This window comes from Streptomyces iakyrus (assembly GCF_000717055.1).
GTDB classification, from domain to species: Bacteria; Actinomycetota; Actinomycetes; order Streptomycetales; family Streptomycetaceae; genus Streptomyces; species Streptomyces iakyrus.
Genome location: NZ_JNXI01000002.1, coordinates 312,199 through 331,817, shown reverse-complemented (window position 1 = coordinate 331,817; position 19,619 = coordinate 312,199). Strand labels below are relative to the sequence as shown.

General features: G+C 72.5%; 18 protein-coding genes. 8 read left to right on the top strand and 10 right to left on the bottom strand.

Going from position 1 to position 19,619, the window contains the following annotated elements; genetic code table 11:
* The first annotated feature begins 45 nt into the window (after positions 1 to 45).
* The gene (locus tag OO68_RS04015) at positions 46 to 1,026 is read left to right on the top strand and encodes a glycosyltransferase family 9 protein (protein WP_033306674.1); all 981 of its coding nucleotides are present in this window, start codon (positions 46 to 48) and stop codon (positions 1,024 to 1,026) included.
* A 15-nt stretch (positions 1,027 to 1,041) separates the two neighbouring features.
* On the opposite strand, the gene OO68_RS04010 is transcribed toward OO68_RS04015, so the two are convergent.
* The 4 genes from OO68_RS04010 to OO68_RS03995 all read right to left on the bottom strand — a co-directional run bounded on the left by OO68_RS04010 (position 1,042) and on the right by OO68_RS03995 (position 4,579).
* Positions 1,042 to 1,362 carry a DUF3040 domain-containing protein gene (locus OO68_RS04010; protein WP_033306673.1) on the bottom strand — a complete coding sequence of 107 codons (321 nt, stop codon included), beginning with the start codon at positions 1,360 to 1,362 and terminating at the stop codon, positions 1,042 to 1,044.
* Between the two features lie 105 nt (positions 1,363 to 1,467).
* Positions 1,468 to 2,394, bottom strand: a complete 927-nt coding sequence (locus OO68_RS04005) for a polysaccharide pyruvyl transferase family protein (RefSeq protein WP_033306672.1) — start codon at positions 2,392 to 2,394, stop codon at positions 1,468 to 1,470.
* 61 nt (positions 2,395 to 2,455) lie between these two features.
* Positions 2,456 to 3,898 carry a family 43 glycosylhydrolase gene (locus OO68_RS04000; protein ID WP_106974256.1) on the bottom strand — a complete coding sequence of 481 codons (1,443 nt, stop codon included), beginning with the start codon at positions 3,896 to 3,898 and terminating at the stop codon, positions 2,456 to 2,458.
* Between the two features lie 264 nt (positions 3,899 to 4,162).
* Entirely contained in the window at positions 4,163 to 4,579 is a 417-nt protein-coding gene (locus OO68_RS03995; RefSeq protein ID WP_245236904.1) for a substrate-binding domain-containing protein, read from the bottom strand.
* Positions 4,580 to 4,668: 89 nt separating this feature from the next.
* Here OO68_RS03995 and OO68_RS45250 point away from each other — a divergent pair, with 89 nt between their 5' ends.
* The 3 genes from OO68_RS45250 (at position 4,669) to OO68_RS03985 (ending at position 6,233) form a co-directional block, all read left to right on the top strand.
* Positions 4,669 to 4,821, top strand: a complete 153-nt coding sequence (locus tag OO68_RS45250; protein ID WP_245236896.1) for a hypothetical protein — start codon at positions 4,669 to 4,671, stop codon at positions 4,819 to 4,821.
* Between the two features lie 37 nt (positions 4,822 to 4,858).
* Positions 4,859 to 5,719: a helix-turn-helix domain-containing protein gene (locus tag OO68_RS03990; RefSeq protein ID WP_051814403.1), complete on the top strand. Its 861-nt coding sequence runs from the start codon at positions 4,859 to 4,861 to the stop codon at positions 5,717 to 5,719.
* A 61-nt stretch (positions 5,720 to 5,780) separates the two neighbouring features.
* On the top strand, positions 5,781 to 6,233 hold the full coding sequence (locus tag OO68_RS03985) for a VOC family protein (RefSeq protein WP_033306671.1): 453 nt from the start codon (positions 5,781 to 5,783) through the stop codon (positions 6,231 to 6,233).
* A 9-nt stretch (positions 6,234 to 6,242) separates the two neighbouring features.
* Here the strand turns inward: OO68_RS03985 and OO68_RS03980 are convergent, their stop codons facing one another.
* Entirely contained in the window at positions 6,243 to 7,772 is a 1,530-nt protein-coding gene (locus OO68_RS03980; protein ID WP_033306670.1) for an MFS transporter, read from the bottom strand.
* Between the two features lie 300 nt (positions 7,773 to 8,072).
* Between OO68_RS03980 and OO68_RS03975 the strand changes: the two genes are divergently transcribed.
* Together OO68_RS03975 and pntB are read left to right on the top strand one after the other, a co-directional pair.
* Positions 8,073 to 9,629: a Re/Si-specific NAD(P)(+) transhydrogenase subunit alpha gene (locus OO68_RS03975; RefSeq protein ID WP_033306669.1), complete on the top strand. Its 1,557-nt coding sequence runs from the start codon at positions 8,073 to 8,075 to the stop codon at positions 9,627 to 9,629.
* Between the two features lie 6 nt (positions 9,630 to 9,635).
* The gene (gene pntB / locus OO68_RS03970; protein ID WP_033306668.1) at positions 9,636 to 11,069 is read left to right on the top strand and encodes a Re/Si-specific NAD(P)(+) transhydrogenase subunit beta; all 1,434 of its coding nucleotides are present in this window, start codon (positions 9,636 to 9,638) and stop codon (positions 11,067 to 11,069) included.
* A gap of 68 nt (positions 11,070 to 11,137) precedes the next feature.
* Here pntB and argG read toward each other — a convergent pair whose 3' ends face one another.
* The 5 genes from argG to OO68_RS03945 all read right to left on the bottom strand — a co-directional run bounded on the left by argG (position 11,138) and on the right by OO68_RS03945 (position 18,240).
* The gene (argG, locus tag OO68_RS03965; protein ID WP_033306667.1) at positions 11,138 to 12,592 is read right to left on the bottom strand and encodes an argininosuccinate synthase; all 1,455 of its coding nucleotides are present in this window, start codon (positions 12,590 to 12,592) and stop codon (positions 11,138 to 11,140) included.
* A gap of 105 nt (positions 12,593 to 12,697) precedes the next feature.
* Positions 12,698 to 13,693 (bottom strand): methylmalonyl Co-A mutase-associated GTPase MeaB, encoded by a 996-nt coding sequence (meaB, locus tag OO68_RS03960; protein WP_033306666.1) that lies wholly within the window; start codon positions 13,691 to 13,693, stop codon positions 12,698 to 12,700.
* Complete coding sequence (gene scpA, locus OO68_RS03955; RefSeq protein WP_033306665.1) at positions 13,690 to 15,864, bottom strand: methylmalonyl-CoA mutase; 2,175 nt, start codon at positions 15,862 to 15,864, stop codon at positions 13,690 to 13,692. Before scpA ends, meaB begins: the two co-directional genes overlap by 4 nt.
* Positions 15,864 to 17,672, bottom strand: coding sequence for a methylmalonyl-CoA mutase family protein (locus tag OO68_RS03950; protein ID WP_033306664.1), 1,809 nt, complete (start codon positions 17,670 to 17,672; stop codon positions 15,864 to 15,866). The genes scpA and OO68_RS03950 overlap by 1 nt, the downstream gene beginning before the upstream one ends.
* A 154-nt stretch (positions 17,673 to 17,826) precedes the next feature.
* On the bottom strand, positions 17,827 to 18,240 hold the full coding sequence (locus OO68_RS03945) for a hypothetical protein (protein ID WP_033306663.1): 414 nt from the start codon (positions 18,238 to 18,240) through the stop codon (positions 17,827 to 17,829).
* 258 nt (positions 18,241 to 18,498) lie between these two features.
* Between OO68_RS03945 and OO68_RS03940 the strand changes: the two genes are divergently transcribed.
* Complete coding sequence (locus OO68_RS03940) at positions 18,499 to 18,864, top strand: hypothetical protein (RefSeq protein WP_033306662.1); 366 nt, start codon at positions 18,499 to 18,501, stop codon at positions 18,862 to 18,864.
* A 224-nt stretch (positions 18,865 to 19,088) separates the two neighbouring features.
* On the top strand, positions 19,089 to 19,601 hold the full coding sequence (locus OO68_RS03935) for an ATP-binding protein (protein WP_051814401.1): 513 nt from the start codon (positions 19,089 to 19,091) through the stop codon (positions 19,599 to 19,601).
* The last annotated feature ends 18 nt before the right edge of the window (positions 19,602 to 19,619 follow it).

Below are 19,619 nucleotides of genomic sequence, written 5' to 3'. Positions count from 1 at the left end.
GGGCCTGCGGCGGCGGATGCCGCGTGCGGGCGGCAGGCTGCTGGCATGACGACCCCGGACCGGACAGCGCAGCCCGTACGACCCCGCCTCCTCGTCCTGCGCGCCCTCGGGCTCGGGGACCTCCTCGCCGGTGTCCCCGCGCTGCGCGCCCTGCGGCGGGCCCATCCGGGGCACGAACTCGTGCTGGCCGCCCCCGCCGAACTCGCGCCGGTCGCGGAGGCGACGGGGGCCGTGGACCGGCTGCTGCCCGCCTCCGCCCCCGGCCGGGCCGTCCCGCGCACCCTCGACTGGACCGGCCCGCCCCCGGACATCGCCGTCGACCTGCACGGCAACGGCCCGCCCAGCCACCGGCTGCTCCTGGGCCTGCGCCCGCTCAGGCTGCTGGCCTTCGCGCACCCGGACCTGCCCGGGATCGACGGCCCGCCCTGGTACCCCGAGGAGCACGAACGTGACCGCTGGTGCCGGTTGCTGCGGGCGTACGGCATCGACGCCGACCCGGGCGATCTGCTGCTGCCCCGTCCGCGGACCGCGTCCCCGGCCCCCGGAGCGGTCGTTCTGCACCCCGGCGCCGGGTCGCCCGCGCGCTGCTGGCCCGTCGAGCGGTACGCCGCCGTCGCGGCCGGACTGCGCGGCCGGGGCCTGCGGGTCGTGGTCACCGGCGGCCCGGCCGAGGGCGACCTGGTGGCCAGGCTCGCCAAGCAGACCGGCCTGCCGGGCACGGACGTGTTCGACGGCGGCCTGCCCTTCGAACGGCTGTCCGCTCTCGTGGCCGGCGCCCACACCGTGATCAGCGGCGACACCGGCATCGCCCACCTCGCGGTCGCCCACGGCACACGCTCGGTCACCCTGTTCGGCCCGGTCGCGCCGAGCCGCTGGGGCCCGCCGCCCGACCCGCGTCACCGCGCCCTGTGGTACGGCCCGGAGGGCGACCCGCACGGCCGCCGGCCCGACCCGGCTCTCCTGCGCGTCACCGTCGAGGACGTCCTCAGAGCCGTCGGCGAACTGCCCGACACCCCGCGGTCCTAGGGACAGCGCCCGTGCTCAGCCGTCGCAGCACCGGCACATCAGCCGGAACGCGGCGAACATCGTCAGGGGCCACAGCGTGGCGAACGCCCAGATCACACCCGGCTCGGACGTGACGATCCCGGCCACCATCAGCCCGACCGAGACCGCGAGCAGGACCACGACGGTCCAGACGCGGGGGCGGTAGGCGGCCAGTCGGGCCAGGACGCGGGCGGGGTCGGGGCGGCGGCTCACTCGGTGGGTGCGCAGCTTGCGGTCGAGGCGACGGTCGCGGCGCAGAGCGCGTTCCATCTCGTCGAGGATGCGCTGCTCGTTCTCGGGAAGTCGGCCGATGGACACGCTCTCTCCTTCCGGGCGGCCGGACCGTCTCTCCTCCCGGGGGGACGTGCGGCGGGGGAAGTACAGCGGGGGACGTACAAGCGGGTGCCCCGTGGTGGCGCCCCGCTAACCGGGCACCGGCCGCGCCAGTGCCTCGACGAGCCGGTCCGCGCTGTCCGGCACGGAGCCCTCGCGGAACCCGTCGCGGATCTGCCGCGCGGTCACCCGGCCGCCGGTCAGGCACCAGTCCCACCAGCGGTCCAACTGCCGCACGTCCAGCTGCTCGGCGGGTACCAGGGCGGGCCAGCCGCAGGCCCGGGCCTGTGCGGTCAGCTTGGCGCCGCCCGCGACCGGGTCGACGGCCAGCACCGGTGTGCCCACCCGCAGCGCGATCACCAGCCCGTGCAGCCGGTCGGTGACGACGAGGTCCAGCCGGGCGAGGACGGACTGCAGCTGGGCGGGCGTCGCGCTCAGGTGCCAGTCGTGCGTGTCCAGCCGGGTCTCCAGCTCCAGTCGTCCGCAGTCCTTGGTGGCCAGCCAGCGCGTCACCTCCTCGGCGACCTGCCCGTGCCGCCGCAGCTGCCCGTACTCGTGCTGCCCGTGCGCGAGGATCACCCCGACGACGGGCCGCGCCGGCACGTCCGGGGCGCGGGCCGCGAGGTCCTCCACCGGCTCGCTGTCCGGCCCGTCCCGGGGCAGCACCCGGTGGAAGCCGGTCACGGCCGCGCTGGCGGGGTCGATCACCGAGGTGCCCACGGCGATCCGCACGCAGTGCGCGAAGCGCCGGTGCAGCTCCTCCACCTGTGGTCCGTGCAGCGGGCCGCAGACGAACACGAGGTGGGTGTAGTCCTCGGGCCACAGCCGGTCCAGATGCAGTGCCTCCGGACGGAAACGGGGACTCCAGGCGACGTCGTAGGGGATGCCCGTCCCCAGGAGCACGTCCTCCACCCGGCGCAGGGCCAGCACGTCCCCGGCCGTCGCCTCCCTGTCCCGGAAGCTGAACCAGCCGGTGAGCAGCACCCTGCGCGGTCGCTTGCCCTGTTGTGTCTGCACAGGCCCTGAGTGCCCGCCTCTCGGCAAGACATTCAGGGCCTTACGCGCATTTACCGTGCCGTCACTGGGCGTAGAAGGTGGCGTCCGCCCGGTCGGTGGCGGTGCTCACCGCCTGCACGTTGAGCAGGTACTCCCAGTGGCGGACGTATCGCCCCGGGTAGTTGTACGACTCGTACGACACGCCCGCCGGGTCCGCGAGTCCGGCGCGCTGCCGGAAGCTCGCGTCGGACGCGAACTGCGCACTGCCGTCGTTCTTGCGCAGCCACACCTGGAAGTTCTCGTGCCGCAGGTAATAGCCGGGGAAGTTGGCCGACTCCAGCGAGACCGTGCCGCTGCCCGCGAGGCCCGGCACGACGCGGAACTGCGAGTCGGCGAGCTTGGTGACGTTCGCCTCGATCCGGGCCCGGTAGTCGTAGTGCCGGACGAACCGGTCCGGGAAGTTGTACGAGGAGAAGCGCTGCGGGGTGACGCCGTCGGCCACCGGGATGCCGAAGTCCGGGGTGCCGTCGGCGTTCCAGTAGACCTTCTGCACCCGGGTGCGGCGGTTGGGGTCGTAGAGCGGGTCGCCGCTGATGTCCTTGTAGCTGCGGTCGTGGTAGACGAGGATGTCGCTCTTCCCGTCCTCGGACACGGTGAAGGAGTTGTGGCCCGGGCCGTACTGGCTGGTCGCGGCGTTGCTGGCGAACACCGGGGTGGGGCTCTTGCTCCAGGACGCCTGGCTGAGCAGGTTCGCGCTCGCGGAGGCGGTGAGCATGCCCAGGCAGTAGTTGGCGTCGGTGGCGCTCGCGGAGTACGTCATGAACACCTTGCCGCCCCGCTGGATCACGGCCGGGCCCTCGTTGACCTTGAAGCCGACGGTCTCCCACGAGTAGGTGGGCCGCGACAGCATCACCGGAGTGCCGGTGATCGTCCAGGGGTTGGCCATCTTCGCGAGGTAGATGTCGGTGTTGTTGTTCACGGATGGGTCGCGCTGCGCCCAGGCCAGGTAGCGCACGCCGTTCACGACGAAGGTGGTGGCGTCCAGGGAGAAGCTCTCCCACTGGGTCCTGATCTGCCCCTTCTCGGTCCAGGAGGCGGTGAGCGGGTTGGCGCCGGTGCCCTCCAGGACGTACATCCGGATCGCCCAGATGTCGTCGGTGGCGCCGGCGGCGAAGTACACGTACCACTTGCCGTCGATGAAGTGGATCTCCGGCGCCCAGATGTGGGCGCCCATCACGCCGCCGGCGTGCTTCGTCCAGATGGTCGTCTCGGGTGCCGTCGTCAGGCCCTGGATGGTGGTCGCCCGGCGCAGCACGATGCGGTCGTACTCGGGGACGCTCGCGGTGAAGTAGTAGTAGCCGTCGGTGTGTTTGAAGATGTGCGGGTCGGCCCGCTTCTCCGCGACCGGGTTCGTGTAGGTGACGGCGGGAGAATCGGGCACGGCGGCCCGGGCGGGCGCTGACGCCAGGCAGGTCGCGAAGGCTGTCAGGGCGGCCAGGAGCAGCCGAACGGCTATGCGTCTCAAGGAGGTTCTCCAGCGGGTGATCGGGGTGGGAACGAGCCGCCTCTGTCCGTGATTTCGAACGTAGTTCGTGAATTCGGCCAAGAAGTGGTCAGAAGATAAGGGGGCCCTTAACCGTCGTCAACGGTTCGCGCAGGCGTGACGCACGAGCACGCCGAACGGCCCGGATCCGAACAGTGGAAAGCCGACTGCCGCCGGACGGCCCGGGCACGCGGCCGACGACGTCCCGGAGCCAAGTGGCGAGCGTGTCCGGTGTCGGTGTTTCCGTCAGTCCGACGGCAGTTGGGGCTCGGGCCGTGGGGCGGGAGGCGGGGCGGTGGTGGTCCGGGGGATGACATGGGTCGGCAGCACGAGGTGCCGCCCACGGTCCGCGCCCGGGTCGTCGATGAGGGACAGGGCCAGTTCACCGGCCTCCCGGCCGATCCGCGACGGCGACTGAGCCACCGTGGTCAGATGGAACCACCGCGCGACCGGCTGGTCGTCGAAGCCCACGACCGACATCTGCCCGGGTACCTCGATTCGGGTCGCCCGCAGCGTCCAGATCACGGCGACGGCCACCTCGTCCTGCTCGGCGAAGACCGCGGTGGGCGGCTCCCGCAGCCCGAGCAGCCGGCCGACCGCCTCGGCGGCGCCCCGCTTGTCGCCTTCCGGGGTGGCGACCACCAGGTCGTCGTCGAGGGGCAGGCCGGCCTCGGCCAGCGCCTGTCGGTACCCGAGCAGCCGCTCCTGCGAGCTGGAGGAGAACCCGCAGGCAGCTGGACACCCCCGAGGGGGTGCTGGCCTTCCGCCGCGAGCCGGGCTTCGTCTGCGTGGTCAACCTCTCCGGAGCGCCGTACGAGCCCGCGCACACCGCGCTCCTGCTGGCCGGCGGCCCCGTCGAGGGCGGCGTGCTGGAGCCGGACCGGGCGGTGTGGCTGGCGGTGTAACCCCCGCACCGGCGTCGCCCGGCCGTACGCTGGATCCATGACCCGTCCGGCCCGTCCGGCTCCCGGGGCGGAGCAGGCACCGGCCCAGCTCACCGTCCGGCCGTCGGCAGCGGCCCTGGCGCCGCTGATCGGCGCGATGGGCTACGCCGAGGCGCGGTTCGCGCACACCGCCGAGCTGGCCCTGCCGACGGGCGGGGCACAGCTGCTGGTCAACCTCGACGGGGACGCCCTGTCCTCCTCCCCGCTGCGCGGCCCGGACCGGCGAACCGGGGGCGCCGCCGTGCACGGCCCGCACACGCAGCCGGCCCTGATCGACCCGGCGCAGCAGCGGGCCGTCGTCTGGGTGGCGTTCCGGCCCGCGGGCGCCCACCCCTTCCTCACCGTCCCGCTCTCCGCGGTCCGCGACGACCTGGTCGGCCTCGACGAGCTGTGGGGCACGGACGGCGCGGTGCTGCGCGAACGGCTGCTGGAGGCCATGGCCGCCGGGGGCCCGTGGGCCGGGCTGCGGGAACTGGAGGCGGCCCTGCTGGCCCGCGCGCGACGCCCCCTGGAACCCGACCCGGCGGTCCGCCGCGCCGCCGCGCTGCTCGACCGCGGCACACCCGTCGCCGAGGTCGCCGACCGGCTGGGCTGGACCACCCGGCGGCTGGCCCGCCGCTGCACCGACCAGCTGGGACTCGCGCCCAAGCGGTACGCCCGCCTGCGCCGCTTCCAGCGGCTCCTCGGCCGCGTCAACGCCGGGCCGCAGCCGCCGGACTGGGCGGCGCTCGCCGCCGACTGCGGCTACCATGACCAGGCGCACCTGATCCACGAGTTCCGCGCGCTGGCCGGGATCACTCCGACCGCGTACGCACCGCGTTCGCCGCTCGAACGCAACCACGTTCCGCTGGACGGGTGAACGGCCCCGGGCCGGCCGATTTCTACAATCCACGATCCCCGCGCCCGGCGATCGTGAAGGCATGACGAACACATCCGCCCAGCAGACCGTCACCCGGCTCTACGCCCGGCTCGTGGTTCCCGACGGCTCCCGCGCGATCGACTTCTGCCGGTCCGCCCTCGGCGCCGAGGAGATCGAGCGGTACACCGGCCCCGACGGGAGGATCGTGCACGCCCTGCTGCGGCTCGGCGGCTCGGTCATCGCGGTGAAGGACGCCGACGAGGGCGACCCGGCACCGGCGTCCCTCGGCGGCAGCCCGGTCATCATGGCCCTCGACGTGTCCGACGCCGACGCCGTGGCCGAGGCCATGCTGCGCGGCGGGGCGACCGTGGTGTATCCCGTTGCCGACCAGCACTACGGGCAGCGCGGGGGCCGTCTCGCCGACCCGTTCGGCCATCTCTGGATGATCTCCCGGACGACCGAGGATCTGACGCCCGAGCAGATCCAGGCGCGGACGGACGAGTTGTTCACCTGACGCCCGGCGTCAGCGGGCCTGCCCGGCCGGTTCCTCGACCTTCGCGTTCGCGTCCACCCTGCCGCCCGGGTGGCGCAGTGCGCACAGGTAGCCGATGCCCAGGGCGATGGCCATGCCGTAGAACACCCACTGGTTGGCCTCGGCGAAGTCCATGCGGATCGCGGACATCGACTCCCGGGTCGCCTCGGCGGCGGGGCCGGTGCCGGGGGGCGGCCGGGAGTCGCCGCTGCCGGTGATCGACTCGGTGACGTCGCGGGCCACGGTGTCCGCGTCCGCCGCGGACATGCCCTTGCCTGTCAGGGTGCCCACCACCTTGTCCGTCGTCACATGGGTCAGGATCGTGCCGTAGACGGCCAGGCCGACGCTCGCCGCGTAGTTGCGCACGGTCTGGGTGATGCCGGTGACCTCGCCGTACGAGGCGCCGATGGCCCGGTTGACGGCGTCCGTGGAGGCCGGTGCCAGGACGAAGCCGATACCGGCCCCGGCCAGGGCCGCGTAGGGCCACTGGTCGTGCATGGACAGGTCGGTGAGCTTGTTCGCCCACAGGGCGAAGCCGACGCAGCCCACGGCCGTGCCCAGCTTCAGGGCCGGGCGGGCGCCCTTCTTGTCGAGGATCCGGCCGCCCCACTGCGAGGCGATGGCGAAACCGACGAAGAAGTACAGCAGGAACAGCGCCGCCTGGTTCGGCGAGGCACTGAGGGACACCTGGGCGTAGACGGAGGTGAAGAAGAACAGCGGCACGAAGGCGAGCATCGAGAAGAACAGCACCGCCGCGTCCATGGTGAACGCCCTGTCCCGGAAGACCCGCAGGTCGATCAGTGGATGCCCGGCCTTCCGCTCGAAACGGACGAATCCGGCCAGGATCGCGAGGCCGCCCCCGATGCACACCCAGGTCGCCCAGCTGTCCCAGCCCCAGGAGAAGGCCTGCTGGAACCCGAGCACGCTCAGGCCCATGCCGGCCGCGATCAGGGCGGCGCCCGGGACGTCCAGGGTGCCGGAGCGCCGCCGGTCGGAGATGTGCGCCAGGGCCGTCAGGACCAGCGCCACGATCGCCACGGGCACGTTGACCCAGAACACCGCCCGCCAGGTCCAGTTCGTGAGCCAGCCGCCCAGCAGCGGGCCGATGGCGGTCAGCGCCCCGGTGACACCGAAGAACAGCGCGAGGGCACGCCCGCGCCGCTCGACCGGGAACACCGCCACCACCACGGCCAGCGCCGCAGGGAACAGCAGTGCCGCCCCCAGCCCCTGGGTGGCGCGGAAGACGATCAGCCAGGCCTGGGCGGCGCCGCCCTCGGGCACACAGCCGCACAGCACCGAGGACACGACGAACACCAGCGTGCCGATGACGACGACCCGGCGCGGCCCGTAGAGGTCGGCGAGGCGCCCGCCGAGGGCGAAGAACGCCGCGAGGGCCAGCAGATAGGCGTTGACCACCCACTGCATACCGGAGGACGACAGGCCCAGTTCGCGGACGATGTCCGGGGCCGCGATCGACACGATGGTCTGGTCGATGAAGGTCATCGCGACCGCGAACATCATCGCCGCCAGCGCGAGAGTCTGCTGCGGTGCGGATCGAGAGGGGGCCGCGGCCTCGCCGCGCCCCGGGCGCGTGCTGCTCACGACATCAGTCTGAGCCCGGCCGTGGCATGTCGCATCACAGGACTCTTTCCGTCCCGGGGGTCACAGTGATACCGCCGAAACGCTCTCTCGGCAACCCCCCGGCGGTGTGAGGACGGCCTCCTCGGCCATGTGACCACGGCCCGCCACGGATGCCGCGTCGAAGGTGCAGGATGCGGGCACCACAGAGGACAGGCAGTCGAACGACGGGAGAGGCACACGATGGTCCCAGCGGAACCGCAACCCCAGCGGATCGGCATACCGGCCGAATCCACTGCGGGCGAGACCAGGGTGGCGGCCACGCCGGCCACCGTGGGGAGACTTGTCGCCCTCGGGTTCGACGTGGTGGTCGAACCGGGAGCGGGAGCCTCGTCCCGCTTCTCCGACGCGGCCTACCAGGAGGCGGGCGCCGAACTCGGCGACCCGTGGCAGGCGGAGATCGTGCTCAAGGTCAACGCCCCCTCCAGCGAGGAGACCGGCCGGCTGCGCGATGGGGCGACACTGATCGCGCTCATCAGCCCGGCCCTCAACCCGGAGCTGGTGGAGGAGTTGGCGCGGCGTCCGATCACGGTGCTGGCCATGGACGCGGTGCCGCGCATCTCGCGTGCCCAGTCGCTGGACGTGCTCAGTTCGATGGCGAACATCGCCGGGTACCGGGCCGTGGTCGAGGCGGCGCACGCTTTCGGCCGGTTCTTCACCGGCCAGGTGACCGCCGCGGGCAAGGTGCCGCCCGCGAAGGTGCTGGTGGCCGGCGCGGGCGTGGCCGGGCTCGCGGCGATCGGCGCGGCCCGCAGCCTCGGCGCCGTGGTCCGCGCCACCGACCCCCGTCCCGAGGTCGCCGAGCAGGTGCGCTCGCTGGGCGGGGAGTTCCTGACGGTGACCGCCGAGCAGGAGGTGAGCACCGACGGCTACGCCAAGGCCACCTCGGACGACTACAACCGGCTCGCCGCGCAGCTCTACGCCGAGCAGGCCGCCGACGTCGACATCATCATCACCACCGCGCTCATCCCGGGCCGTCCGGCGCCGCGGCTGATCACCGCCGAGGACGTCGCGCGTATGAAGCCCGGCAGCGTGATCGTCGACATGGCGGCCTCGCAGGGCGGCAATGTGGAGGGCACGGTCGCCGGGAAGGCGGTCGTCACCGACAACGATGTGACGATCATCGGCTACACGGATCTGCCGGGCCGGCTCCCAGCTCAGGCCTCGCAGTTGTACGGCACGAACGTCGTCAACCTGATGAAGCTGCTCACGCCGGGCAAGGACGGCCGGCTCGTTCTTGATTTCGACGATGTGGTGCAGCGGTCGATGACCGTGGTCCGCGAGGGCGAAAAGACCTGGCCGCCGCCCCCGGTCCAGGTGTCCGCCGCACCCGCCCCGGGCGCGGCGAAGGAGCCGGAGCCGGCCCCTGCCGAGGCACCGGCGAAGACCGCCCGCCCGGCCTGGGCCTCCTACGCCCTGGTCGGCGCCGGAGCGCTCGCACTGTTCCTCGTGACGGCCTTCTCGCCGAGTGAACTGCTGGGCCATTTCACGGTGTTCGTGCTGGCGATCGTCATCGGCTTCTACGTCATCGGCAATGTGCACCACGCGCTGCACACCCCGCTGATGTCGGTCACCAACGCCATTTCCGGCATCGTCGTGGTCGGCGCGCTGTTGCAGATCGGGCAGGGCGACACCGCCGTGACCGTGCTGTCGTTCGCCGCGATCCTGCTGGCGAGCATCAACATCTTCGGCGGATTCGCCGTGACCCGCCGCATGCTCGGCATGTTCTCGAAGGGCTGATCAGGGATGACCACAGACACGGCCGCTCAGGCCGCCTACGTCGTCGCGGCGCTGCTGTTCATCCTCAGCCTCGCCGGCCTCTCCCAGCACAAGACGTCCCGTTCGGGAGTCGTGTGGGGCATCGCGGGCATGGTCGTGGCGCTGGCCGCCACGGTCGGGCTCGCCTCGCGCAGCATCACCACGACCGGGCTGGTGCTGATCGCCGCCGCCACCGCTCTGGGTGCGGGTATCGGCCTGTGGCGGGCCCGGGTGGTGGAGATGACCGGCATGCCGGAGCTGATCGCCATCATGCACAGCCTCGTCGGTCTGGCGGCCGCGTTCGTCGGCTGGAACGGCTACCTCGACGTCGACGCCGAACTGTCCGGCTCGCTGCTGGCCATCCATCACGCCGAGGTGTTCATCGGGGTGTTCATCGGCGCCGTCACGTTCACCGGTTCCGTCGTCGCCTATCTGAAGCTGTCGGCGCGCATCAACTCCCGGCCGCTGACGCTGCCCGGCAAGCACGTCCTCAACATCGGCGCACTCGTGGCCTTCGTGGGGCTCACGGCGGCGTTCGTCGCCCGCCCGGGCATGGGCCTGCTCATCGCGGTGACCGTGATCGCCCTCGCTCTCGGCGCGCACCTGGTCGCCTCGATCGGCGGCGGTGACATGCCGGTGGTCGTCTCGATGCTGAACAGCTACTCCGGCTGGGCGGCTGCGGCGTCGGGGTTCCTGCTCGCCAACAACCTGCTCATCGTCACCGGGGCGCTGGTCGGCTCCTCCGGTGCCTACCTGTCGTACATCATGTGCAAGGCGATGAACCGCTCCTTCATCTCCGTCATCGCCGGCGGCTTCGGCACCCCGGCGGCAGCGGCCGAGGAGGGCGAGCAGGGCGAGCACCGGGAGATCAACGCCGAGGAGACCGCGGAACTCCTCGGCAACGCCACCTCGGTGATCATCACGCCGGGTTATGGCATGGCCGTGGCGCAGGCGCAGTACCCGGTGGCCGAACTGGCGCGCAAGCTGCGCGAGCGGGGGGTGGAGGTCCGCTTCGGCATCCATCCGGTGGCCGGGCGGCTGCCGGGGCACATGAACGTGCTGCTGGCCGAGGCGAACGTGCCCTACGACATCGTCCTGGAGATGGACGAGATCAACGACGACTTCGCCGCGACCTCGGTCGTGCTGGTCATCGGCGCCAACGACACGGTCAACCCGGCCGCCACCGACAACCCCTCCAGCCCCATCGCCGGGATGCCGGTGCTGCACGTGTGGGAGTCGGCCCATGTGATCGTCTTCAAGCGGTCCATGGCCGCCGGGTACGCGGGTGTGCAGAACCCGCTGTTCTTCCGCGAGAACACCCAGATGCTCTTCGGTGACGCCAAGCAGCGTGTCGAGGACATCCTGCGCGGCCTCGACGCCCTGGACGCACCGGTTCCGGAGATGGCCGGCACGTCGCGCTGAGCCCGCGACCGAACGCCGGAAGGCCGGCCCGACGTGTGTCGGGCCGGCCTTCCGGCGTTGCCATGGGGTCAGTCCGTGCCGGACTCCATCGCGGCCCGGTCCAGCCAGGCGTCCTCCTCCGAGACCTCGCCCCGGGAGGCGATGGCCTGGGCGCCGCCCTGCGGCAGTTCCGGCATGGTGCCGATCAGCCCGGTCGCGGCGGCCTGGGAGGCGCCGATGGTGGGGCTGCCGGTGCCGATCAGGCCGATGCCGGCGTACTGCTCCAGCTTGGCGCGCGAGTCGGCGATGTCGAGGTTGCGCATGGTGAGCTGGCCGATCCGGTCCACCGGACCGAACGCGGAGTCCTCGGTGCGCTCCATGGACAGCTTGTCCGGGTGGTAGCTGAACGCCGGGCCCGTGGTGTCGAGGATCGAGTAGTCCTCGCCGCGCCGCAGCCGCAGCGTCACCTCGCCGGTGACGGCGGCGCCGACCCAGCGCTGGAGCGACTCGCGGATCATCAGCGCCTGCGGGTCCAGCCAGCGGCCCTCGTACATCAGCCGGCCGAGACGCCGGCCCTCGGCGTGGTACTGGGCGAGGGTGTCCTCGTTGTGGATCGCGTTGACCAGCCGCTCGTAGGCGGCGTGCAGCAGGGCCATGCCCGGCGCCTCGTAGATGCCGCGGCTCTTGGCCTCGATGATCCGGTTCTCGATCTGGTCCGACATGCCGAGGCCGTGCCGCCCGCCGATGGCGTTGGCCTCCATCACCAGGTCGACGGGGGAGGCGAACTCCTTGCCGTTGATCGACACCGGGCGGCCCTCGGCGAAGCCGATCGTCACGTCCTCGGCGGCGATCTCGACCGAGGGGTCCCAGAACCGGACGCCCATGATCGGCTCGACCGTCTCGACGCCGGTGTCCAGGTGCTCCAGCGTCTTGGCCTCGTGGGTGGCGCCCCAGATGTTGGCGTCCGTGGAGTACGCCTTCTCCGTGCTGTCCCGGTAGGGCAGGCCGTGGGCCAGCAGCCACTCCGACATTTCCTTGCGGCCGCCGAGCTCGGTCACGAAGGCAGCGTCCAGCCAGGGCTTGTAGATCCTGAGGTGCGGGTTGGCGAGCAGGCCGTAGCGGTAGAACCGCTCGATGTCGTTGCCCTTGAACGTCGAGCCGTCGCCCCAGATCTGGACGTCGTCCTCCAGCATCGCCCGCACCAGCAGCGTGCCGGTGACGGCGCGGCCGAGCGGGGTGGTGTTGAAGTACGCCCGCCCGCCCGAGCGGATGTGGAACGCGCCGCAGGTCAGCGCGGCCAGGCCCTCCTCGACCAGCGCGGCACGGCAGTCGACCAGACGCGCGATCTCGGCCCCGTAGGTCTTGGCACGGCCGGGCACCGAGGCGATGTCGGGCTCGTCGTACTGGCCGATGTCGGCGGTGTAGGTGCACGGGACGGCGCCCTTGTCGCGCATCCACGCGACCGCGACGGAGGTGTCGAGACCGCCCGAGAAGGCGATGCCGACGCGTTCGCCGGCGGGCAGGGAGGTGAGGACCTTGGACATAGAAAGAGTATGTATCACTTTGCATAGTCATGCAAGCCGGGTATGCGAAATCGCCGTTCCGGTTGCTCTGCGATGCCGTCCGGGGGCTTCCGGGGCCTGCCGGTTTCAGGAACCCGGCGCCCCGGAGTCCCCGCCCAGCGCACCGAGGATCCGCTCGGCGGCCAGCGTCGGGGTGAGCTCGCCCTCCCGGACCCGCTGCTCCAGCACGGGCGCCAGGGCCCGTACCGCCGGGTCGGCGCGGAGGCGGCCGAGGAGTTCGTCGCGGACCATGCTCCAGGTCCAGTCGACCTGCTGGTCGCGGCGTTTGGCGGTGAGGCGGCCCGTGGAGTCCAGCAGCGTGCGGTGCTGCTCCAGCCGCTCCCACAGGGTGTCCAGGCCGGTCGACTCGCGGGCACTGCAGTGCAGCACCGGCGGCGTCCAGAACGCGTCCTTGCCGTGCATCAGCCGGAGCGCGCCCGCCAGTTCGCGTGCGGCGGCCCGGGCGTCCCGCTCGTGCGGCCCGTCCGCCTTGTTGACGGCGATCACGTCGGCGAGCTCCAGCACGCCCTTCTTGATGCCCTGGAGCTGGTCGCCCGTGCGGGCGAGGGTGAGCAGCAGGAAGGTGTCGACCATGTTCGCGACGGCGGTCTCGGACTGGCCGACGCCGACCGTCTCCACCAGGATCACGTCGTAGCCGGCCGCCTCCATCACCACGATCGACTCGCGGGTGGCCTTGGCGACCCCGCCCAGCGTGCCGGCCGTGGGGGAGGGGCGCACGAACGCCGCCGGGTCCACGGCCAGGCGCTCCATCCGGGTCTTGTCACCCAGGATGGAACCGCCCGTACGGCTGGAGGACGGATCCACGGCCAGGACCGCGACCCGGTGCCCGAGCGAGGTCAGCAGCGTGCCGAAGGCGTCGATGAACGTCGACTTGCCCACGCCCGGCACCCCGCTGACGCCGATCCGCCGGGCCCGGCCGCTGTGCGGCAGCAGCGCGGTCAGCAGCTCCTGGGCCAGCACCCGGTGCTGGGGCCGCGTCGACTCGACGAGCGTGATCGCACGGGCGATGATCGCCCGCTTCCCGTCGAGCACGCCCTTCACATACGCGTCGACATCGATCACAGGTCGTGCCCGAGACCGTCCGACAGCCGCCGCACCAGGTCGTACGCCGCGTCCGGGATCACCGTCCCGGGCGGGAAGACGGCCGCCGCGCCCATCTCCAGCAGCGTCGGCACGTCCTGCGGCGGGATCACACCGCCGACCACGACCATGATGTCCTCGCGCCCCTCCTCGGCCAGCGCCTCGCGCAGCGCCGGGACGAGGGTGAGGTGACCGGCCGCCAGCGACGAGACGCCGACGATGTGCACGTCCGCCTCGACGGCCTGCCGGGCCACCTCGGCCGGTGTCTGGAACAGCGGGCCGACGTCCACGTCGAAACCGAGGTCGGCGAAGGCCGTGGCGATCACCTTCTGGCCGCGGTCGTGACCGTCCTGGCCCATCTTGGCGACCAGGATGCGCGGGCGGCGGCCCTCGGCCTCCTCGAAGGCGGACACCAGGGTGCGGGTGCGGTCCACGCTCGGGGACTCTCCGGTTTCGTTGCGGTACACGCCGGAGATCGTACGGATCTGGCTCGCGTGCCGGCCGTACACCTTCTCCAGGGCGTCGGAGATCTCCCCGACGGTCGCCTTCGCGCGGGCCGCGTGCACGGCCAGCTCCAGCAGGTTGCCCTCGCCGCCGGCGGCCCGGGTCAGCGCGTCCAGAGCGTCCTGGCAGGCCCGCTCGTCCCGCTCCGCGCGCAACCGCCGCAGCTTCTCGATCTGCTGCGCCCGCACGGAGGAGTTGTCGACCTTCAGGACCTCGATCTGCTCGTCGGTCTCCACCCGGTACTTGTTGACGCCGATGACCGGCTGGCGGCCCGAGTCGATCCGGGCCTGGGTACGGGCCGCGGCCTCCTCGATGCGCAGCTTCGGGATGCCCGCGTCGATGGCCTTGGCCATGCCGCCCGCGGCCTCGACCTCCTCGATGTGCTGCCAGGCCCGCCGGGCCAGGTCGTACGTCAGCTTCTCCACGTACGCGCTGCCGCCCCACGGGTCGATCACCCGGGTCGTGCCGGACTCCTGCTGGAGCAGCAGCTGCGTGTTGCGGGCGATGCGCGCCGAGAAGTCGGTCGGCAGCGCGAGCGCCTCGTCGAGGGCGTTGGTGTGCAGCGACTGCGTGTGGCCCTGGGTCGCCGCCATCGCCTCGACGCAGGTGCGCGTGACGTTGTTGAAGACGTCCTGCGCGGTCAGCGACCAGCCCGAGGTCTGCGAATGGGTGCGCAGGGACAGCGACTTGGCGTTCTGCGGGTCGAACTGCTTCACCAGCTTCGCCCACAGCAGGCGCGCCGCCCGCAGCTTGGCGACCTCCATGAAGAAGTTCATGCCGATCGCCCAGAAGAACGACAGCCGCGGCGCGAACGCGTCCACGTCCAGGCCTGCTTCACGGCCCGCCCGGATGTACTCCACGCCGTCCGCGAGCGTGTACGCCAGCTCCAGGTCGGCCGTCGCACCCGCCTCCTGGATGTGGTAGCCGGAGATGGAGATGGAGTTGTAGCGCGGCATCCGCTGCGAGGTGTAGGCGAAGATGTCGGAGATGATCCGCATCGACGGCTTCGGCGGATAGATGTAGGTGTTGCGGACCATGAACTCCTTCAGAATGTCGTTCTGAATGGTTCCGGCCAGCTTCTCCGGCGGTACGCCCTGTTCCTCCGCCGCCACGATGTACAGCGCCAGCACCGGCAGCACGGCACCGTTCATCGTCATCGACACGGTCATCCTGTCCAGCGGAATGCCGTCGAACAGCTGCCGCATGTCGTAGATCGAGTCGATCGCCACGCCCGCCATGCCGACGTCACCGGTCACCCGCGGGTGGTCGCTGTCGTAACCGCGGTGCGTGGGCAGGTCGAAGGCGACCGACAGACCCTTCTGCCCGGCCGCGAGGTTGCGCCGGTAGAAGGCGTTGGACTCCTCGGCCGTCGAGAAGCCGGCGTACTGGCGGATCGTCCAGGGCTGGTTGACGTACATCGTCGGGTACGGGCCGCGCAGGTACGGCGCGGCGCCCGGGTACGTCTCCAGGAAGTCCAGGCCCTCCAGGTCGCGGCCCGTGTACAGCGGCTTGACCGTGATGCCCTCGGGGGTCTCCCACAGCAGGTCGTCCCCGCCGGAGGCGTTCTTGACCGCCGTACGCCACTCGTCGGCGCCGCCGTCGGGGGCCGGCATCCCCAGTTCGATCCCGGAGAAGTCGGGGATTCCCATCAGGACACTCCCATGCGGTCGAGGGTGGCGGACAGCACGGCGACGGCGTCACAGCCCGCGAAGACGTGACCGTCGACACCAGGGTGGTCCCCGGGCCGCCCGGCGAGGAACACGTGTGCGGCACCGGCGGCCTTCAGCTGCCCGGCCACCGCCTCCGCCTGCTCCTCGTACAGGGCGTCGCTGGAGCACAGGCACGCCTCGGTGGCGCCGCTCTCCTCGAAGGTGCCCTCCGTGACGGGCTCGATGCCGCCCGCCTGGAAGAGGTTCGAGGCGAAGGTGAGGCGCGCGGTGTGGGCGGCTGCCGGGCCGAGCGCGGCCAGGAAGATCCGGGGCCGGGAGCCGGTCGCGGCGAGGTGGGCGTCGGAGCGGGCGCGCAGCGCCTCGTACGCCTCGTCACGGCGCACCCGCGGCAGCCCGCCGGACGGCTGCTCGGGCGCGCTCTCCCGGACGACCGGCTTCTCCGCGAGGAACGGGAACTCGCTGACACCGGTGATGGGTTCGCGCCGCTTCGCCAGCCTGCCGGTGCGCGCCTGCCAGGTCTCGGCCAGGTCCCGGGCGAGGTCCCCGGAGCGCAGGGCCGCCGCCTGGCCGCCGAGCCGCTCGATGCGCCGGAAGAACTCCCAGCCCGCGTGCGCGAGTTCGTCCGTGAGCCGCTCCACGTACCAGGAGCCGCCCGCCGGGTCGATCACCCGGGCCAGGTGCGACTCCTCGATGAGGATCGTGGACGTGTTGCGGGCGATCCGGCGCGCGAAGGCGTCCGGCAGGCCGAGGGCGTGGTCGAAGGGCAGCACGGTGACCGCGTCGGCCCCGCCCGCCCCCGCGGCCAGCGTGGCGATCGTCGAGCGCAGCATGTTCACCCACGGGTCGCGGCGCGTCATCATCACCGGCGACGTCACGACGTGCTGGAGCTGCGCCCCCGCGCGCGGCGCCCCGCAGGCCTCGGCCACCCGGGCCCACAGCCGGCGGGCGGCCCGCAGCTTGGCGATCGTCAGGAACTGGTCGGCGGTCGCCGCGTACCGGAACTCCAGTTGTGCGCAGGCCTGTTCGACACTGAGCCCGGCGCCGGTCAGCTCCCGCAGGTACGCCACGGCGGTGGCCAGCGAGCAGCCCAGCTCCTGGGCGGCCGAGCCCCCGGCCTCGTGGTACGGCAGCGCGTCCACGGTCAGCGCCCGCAGCCCCGGGTACCCCTCGGCGCACAGCCGCGCGAGTCCGGCCGCCGGCGCGAAGTCGCCCTGCTGCCCGCTGCGGGCCTCCTGGCCCAGCGGGTCCGCGCCCAGGTTGCCGCGCGCCCGGTCGGGGGCGACACCGCGCTCCTCGTAGAGCCGCAGCAACTCCCGCGCCGCGGGCTCGGCGTCGGACCCGGCGTCGAGGACGACGGGGGCGAGGTCGAGATGGACCCCGTCGAGCACCCGGCCGAGCTCCGCCACCGGGATGCCGGAGCCGCCCACGCCCAGCCAGAGGGAGGTGACGCCGTTCTCCAGGTCCGTCAGCACCGGGCCGGGGTCGGCCACCGTGTGCCGCTGCCGTACGTCCCAGCCGCCGAGGGTGTTGCCCTCGGCCCGGCCGCCGCGCACAAAAGGAGCGAACCCGGGCAGGCCCGGCTCCGGCGCGGAGTCACGGGCGGTGTAGAGGGGGCGGGTGCACAACCCGTCCTCCAGGGCGGTGGACAGGGCTTCCTCGGCTTCGGCGCCCTCCACGTCCTTGCCCGACTTGCGCAGGACACCCGCCACAAGGCGCTGCCACTGCTCGTGGGGCACGTCAGGGAATTCGCCGGCCAGCTCGAGCCCGTCGTCAGGCAGGACCGTCATGCTCGGATGTTAGGCCACGTTAACGAAGGAGCAGCAGTGGGCACGGCTGTGACGTTTCCCTCGCCGAGAATGTGGCCTCGATCTCCGCCTGCCGCTCTTGAATCAGGGCAGGTCAGGCACTAGAGGAGCGGGGTCGGTGCTCAGGTGCCGGCACTCAGTCGCTTGTCGACGACGGTCTCGCGGCGGCGAGAGGCGGCGCCGACGGGCACGCCGTCGTCTGGAACGTCACGGACGCCCGCCCCGACGCCCCGGAGCCCGGCCACGAGGAGGCGAGGAGGCCGTGGCCCTCGTCGTGCCGGAGGAGGGGCCGGCGCTGTGCGTCGCCGCTGACCGCGAGGCCAGGAGTGCAGCCGTCGGCGGTCAGGGCCGTCGCCGGAACCCAGTCGCGGTGCCCGGTGAAGGTGCGCAGCGGCGCCCCCGTCGCCAGGTCCCACACCGTCGCGAGGGCCAAGTCCCCGCCGACGACCAGGACCAGCCGGCCGTCCGCGGCCCGGCCCGCGCCACCGCCCTGATCCGTTCCGTGCAGTTGGGGAACGCGCGGACCAGACCGCCGCGCGTCAGCTCCCACATCCGCAGTGAACCGTCCCGGCCGCCCGCCACGACGACCGGCCCCACGTCCGGCAGTTCGGCCCTCGCCAGCGCCCGCACCAGCAGCCGTCGCCCTGAGTCCGCCAGCGCGTGCCGGTGCTCGCCCGTCGCCAGGTCTCGCACCTCCGCGCCCCGCTCGCCGCCCCCGGCGAACCGCGCGGCGCCCTGCTGACAGGGGACGCGGCGACCGGGTGCGAGGTCGCGGCGCTGACCCGCTCCGGCGGGGCGGATCGGTGCGGTGGCCACCGCGGAGCTGCCCGGGGAACGGACGGTGGCCCTGTCCGGCGGGGACGGCGGAGAGGCCCGCGTATTGGACCTCGGCCGTCCGGGGGCGACCGAACCGCTCACCGGTCTGCGGCGGCGGGTGACCGCACCGGCCACCGCGCGGCTGCCGGGAGGCCGGGTCCTCGCCGTGGGCGGCAGCGAGGACCGGTGTGTCGTGGTCCGGGACCTCGTGACCCGGCGGGAGCTGGCCACGCCGTACCACCTGCCCGCCCCCGACTCCTCGACCGCCGCCCGCGGCACGGGGTTCGTCGTCGCGCACGAAGCGGGGACGGCGAGCTTCACCTGGTGCGCGGACCTCCTCACGCCGGCGGCCGGCTGAAGAGGAGGCCCGTCAGGAGCAGGGGCAGGAGCAGCAGCTCCTGACGAAGGGGTGAGCAGCTCAGTCCGGCGCGGCCGGGCGAAGTGGCGGGGGACGCGGACCGGCGAGTGCGGCGCAGAGCACACCACAACGGCGGGCGCCGGGCAGTATGCCCGGTCCGCGCTGGGGTAGACGAGCGACCGAAGCACCCCTGAGCAACACGAACCACAACGAAAGAGCCCCACATGGTCATCCCGCTTATGAAGCAGGCGGCAGATGAGCCGGGCACGGACGAGCAGGCCACCCTGCGCTACGGCACGGTCTGGGCCGACGGCGCGGCCTGCGCCGTCGAGGCGCGCCGGGCGCTCCAGGCGTTCCTGGCGTACGTACCGTGCACCGGCCGCACGCCCGTGCCGGCCCCGCTGGCGATCGACGCCGAACTGGTCGTCAGCGAACTCGTCACCAACGCGATCCGGCACGCACCCGGCCCCTGCGGGATGATCCTGCGGCTCTCCGGCGAAGGACTGGCCATCACCGTGTGGGACACCTCCGCCGAGCAGCCGGTGGTCCGCAAGCGCGACGGGCAGCGCTTCGGCGGCCACGGCATGCACGTGGTGCACGCGGTCAGCGCGGAAGTCGCCGTCGCGCCCCTCGTCACCGGCAAGCAGATCACCGCCTGCCTGCGCACGGCACCCGACCTCGCCCCCGAGGCCGAGGCCGAAGCCGACGCCCTCACCGACGCCGACCCGGCCGCCTGACGCCCCCGACGCGCCGGC

Coding starts and splice junctions, on each gene's coding strand:
- OO68_RS04015 (WP_033306674.1), top strand. CDS start 46: ATGACGACCCCGGACCGGACAGCGCAGCCCGTACGACCCCGCCTCCTC.
- OO68_RS03990 (WP_051814403.1), top strand. CDS start 4,859: ATGACCCGTCCGGCCCGTCCGGCTCCCGGGGCGGAGCAGGCACCGGCC.
- OO68_RS03985 (WP_033306671.1), top strand. CDS start 5,781: ATGACGAACACATCCGCCCAGCAGACCGTCACCCGGCTCTACGCCCGG.
- OO68_RS03980 (WP_033306670.1), bottom strand. CDS start 7,772: ATGATGTTCGCGGTCGCGATGACCTTCATCGACCAGACCATCGTGTCG.
- OO68_RS03975 (WP_033306669.1), top strand. CDS start 8,073: ATGGTCCCAGCGGAACCGCAACCCCAGCGGATCGGCATACCGGCCGAA.
- pntB (WP_033306668.1), top strand. CDS start 9,636: ATGACCACAGACACGGCCGCTCAGGCCGCCTACGTCGTCGCGGCGCTG.
- argG (WP_033306667.1), bottom strand. CDS start 12,592: ATGTCCAAGGTCCTCACCTCCCTGCCCGCCGGCGAACGCGTCGGCATC.
- scpA (WP_033306665.1), bottom strand. CDS start 15,864: ATGGGAATCCCCGACTTCTCCGGGATCGAACTGGGGATGCCGGCCCCC.
- OO68_RS03950 (WP_033306664.1), bottom strand. CDS start 17,672: ATGACGGTCCTGCCTGACGACGGGCTCGAGCTGGCCGGCGAATTCCCT.
- OO68_RS03935 (WP_051814401.1), top strand. CDS start 19,089: ATGGTCATCCCGCTTATGAAGCAGGCGGCAGATGAGCCGGGCACGGAC.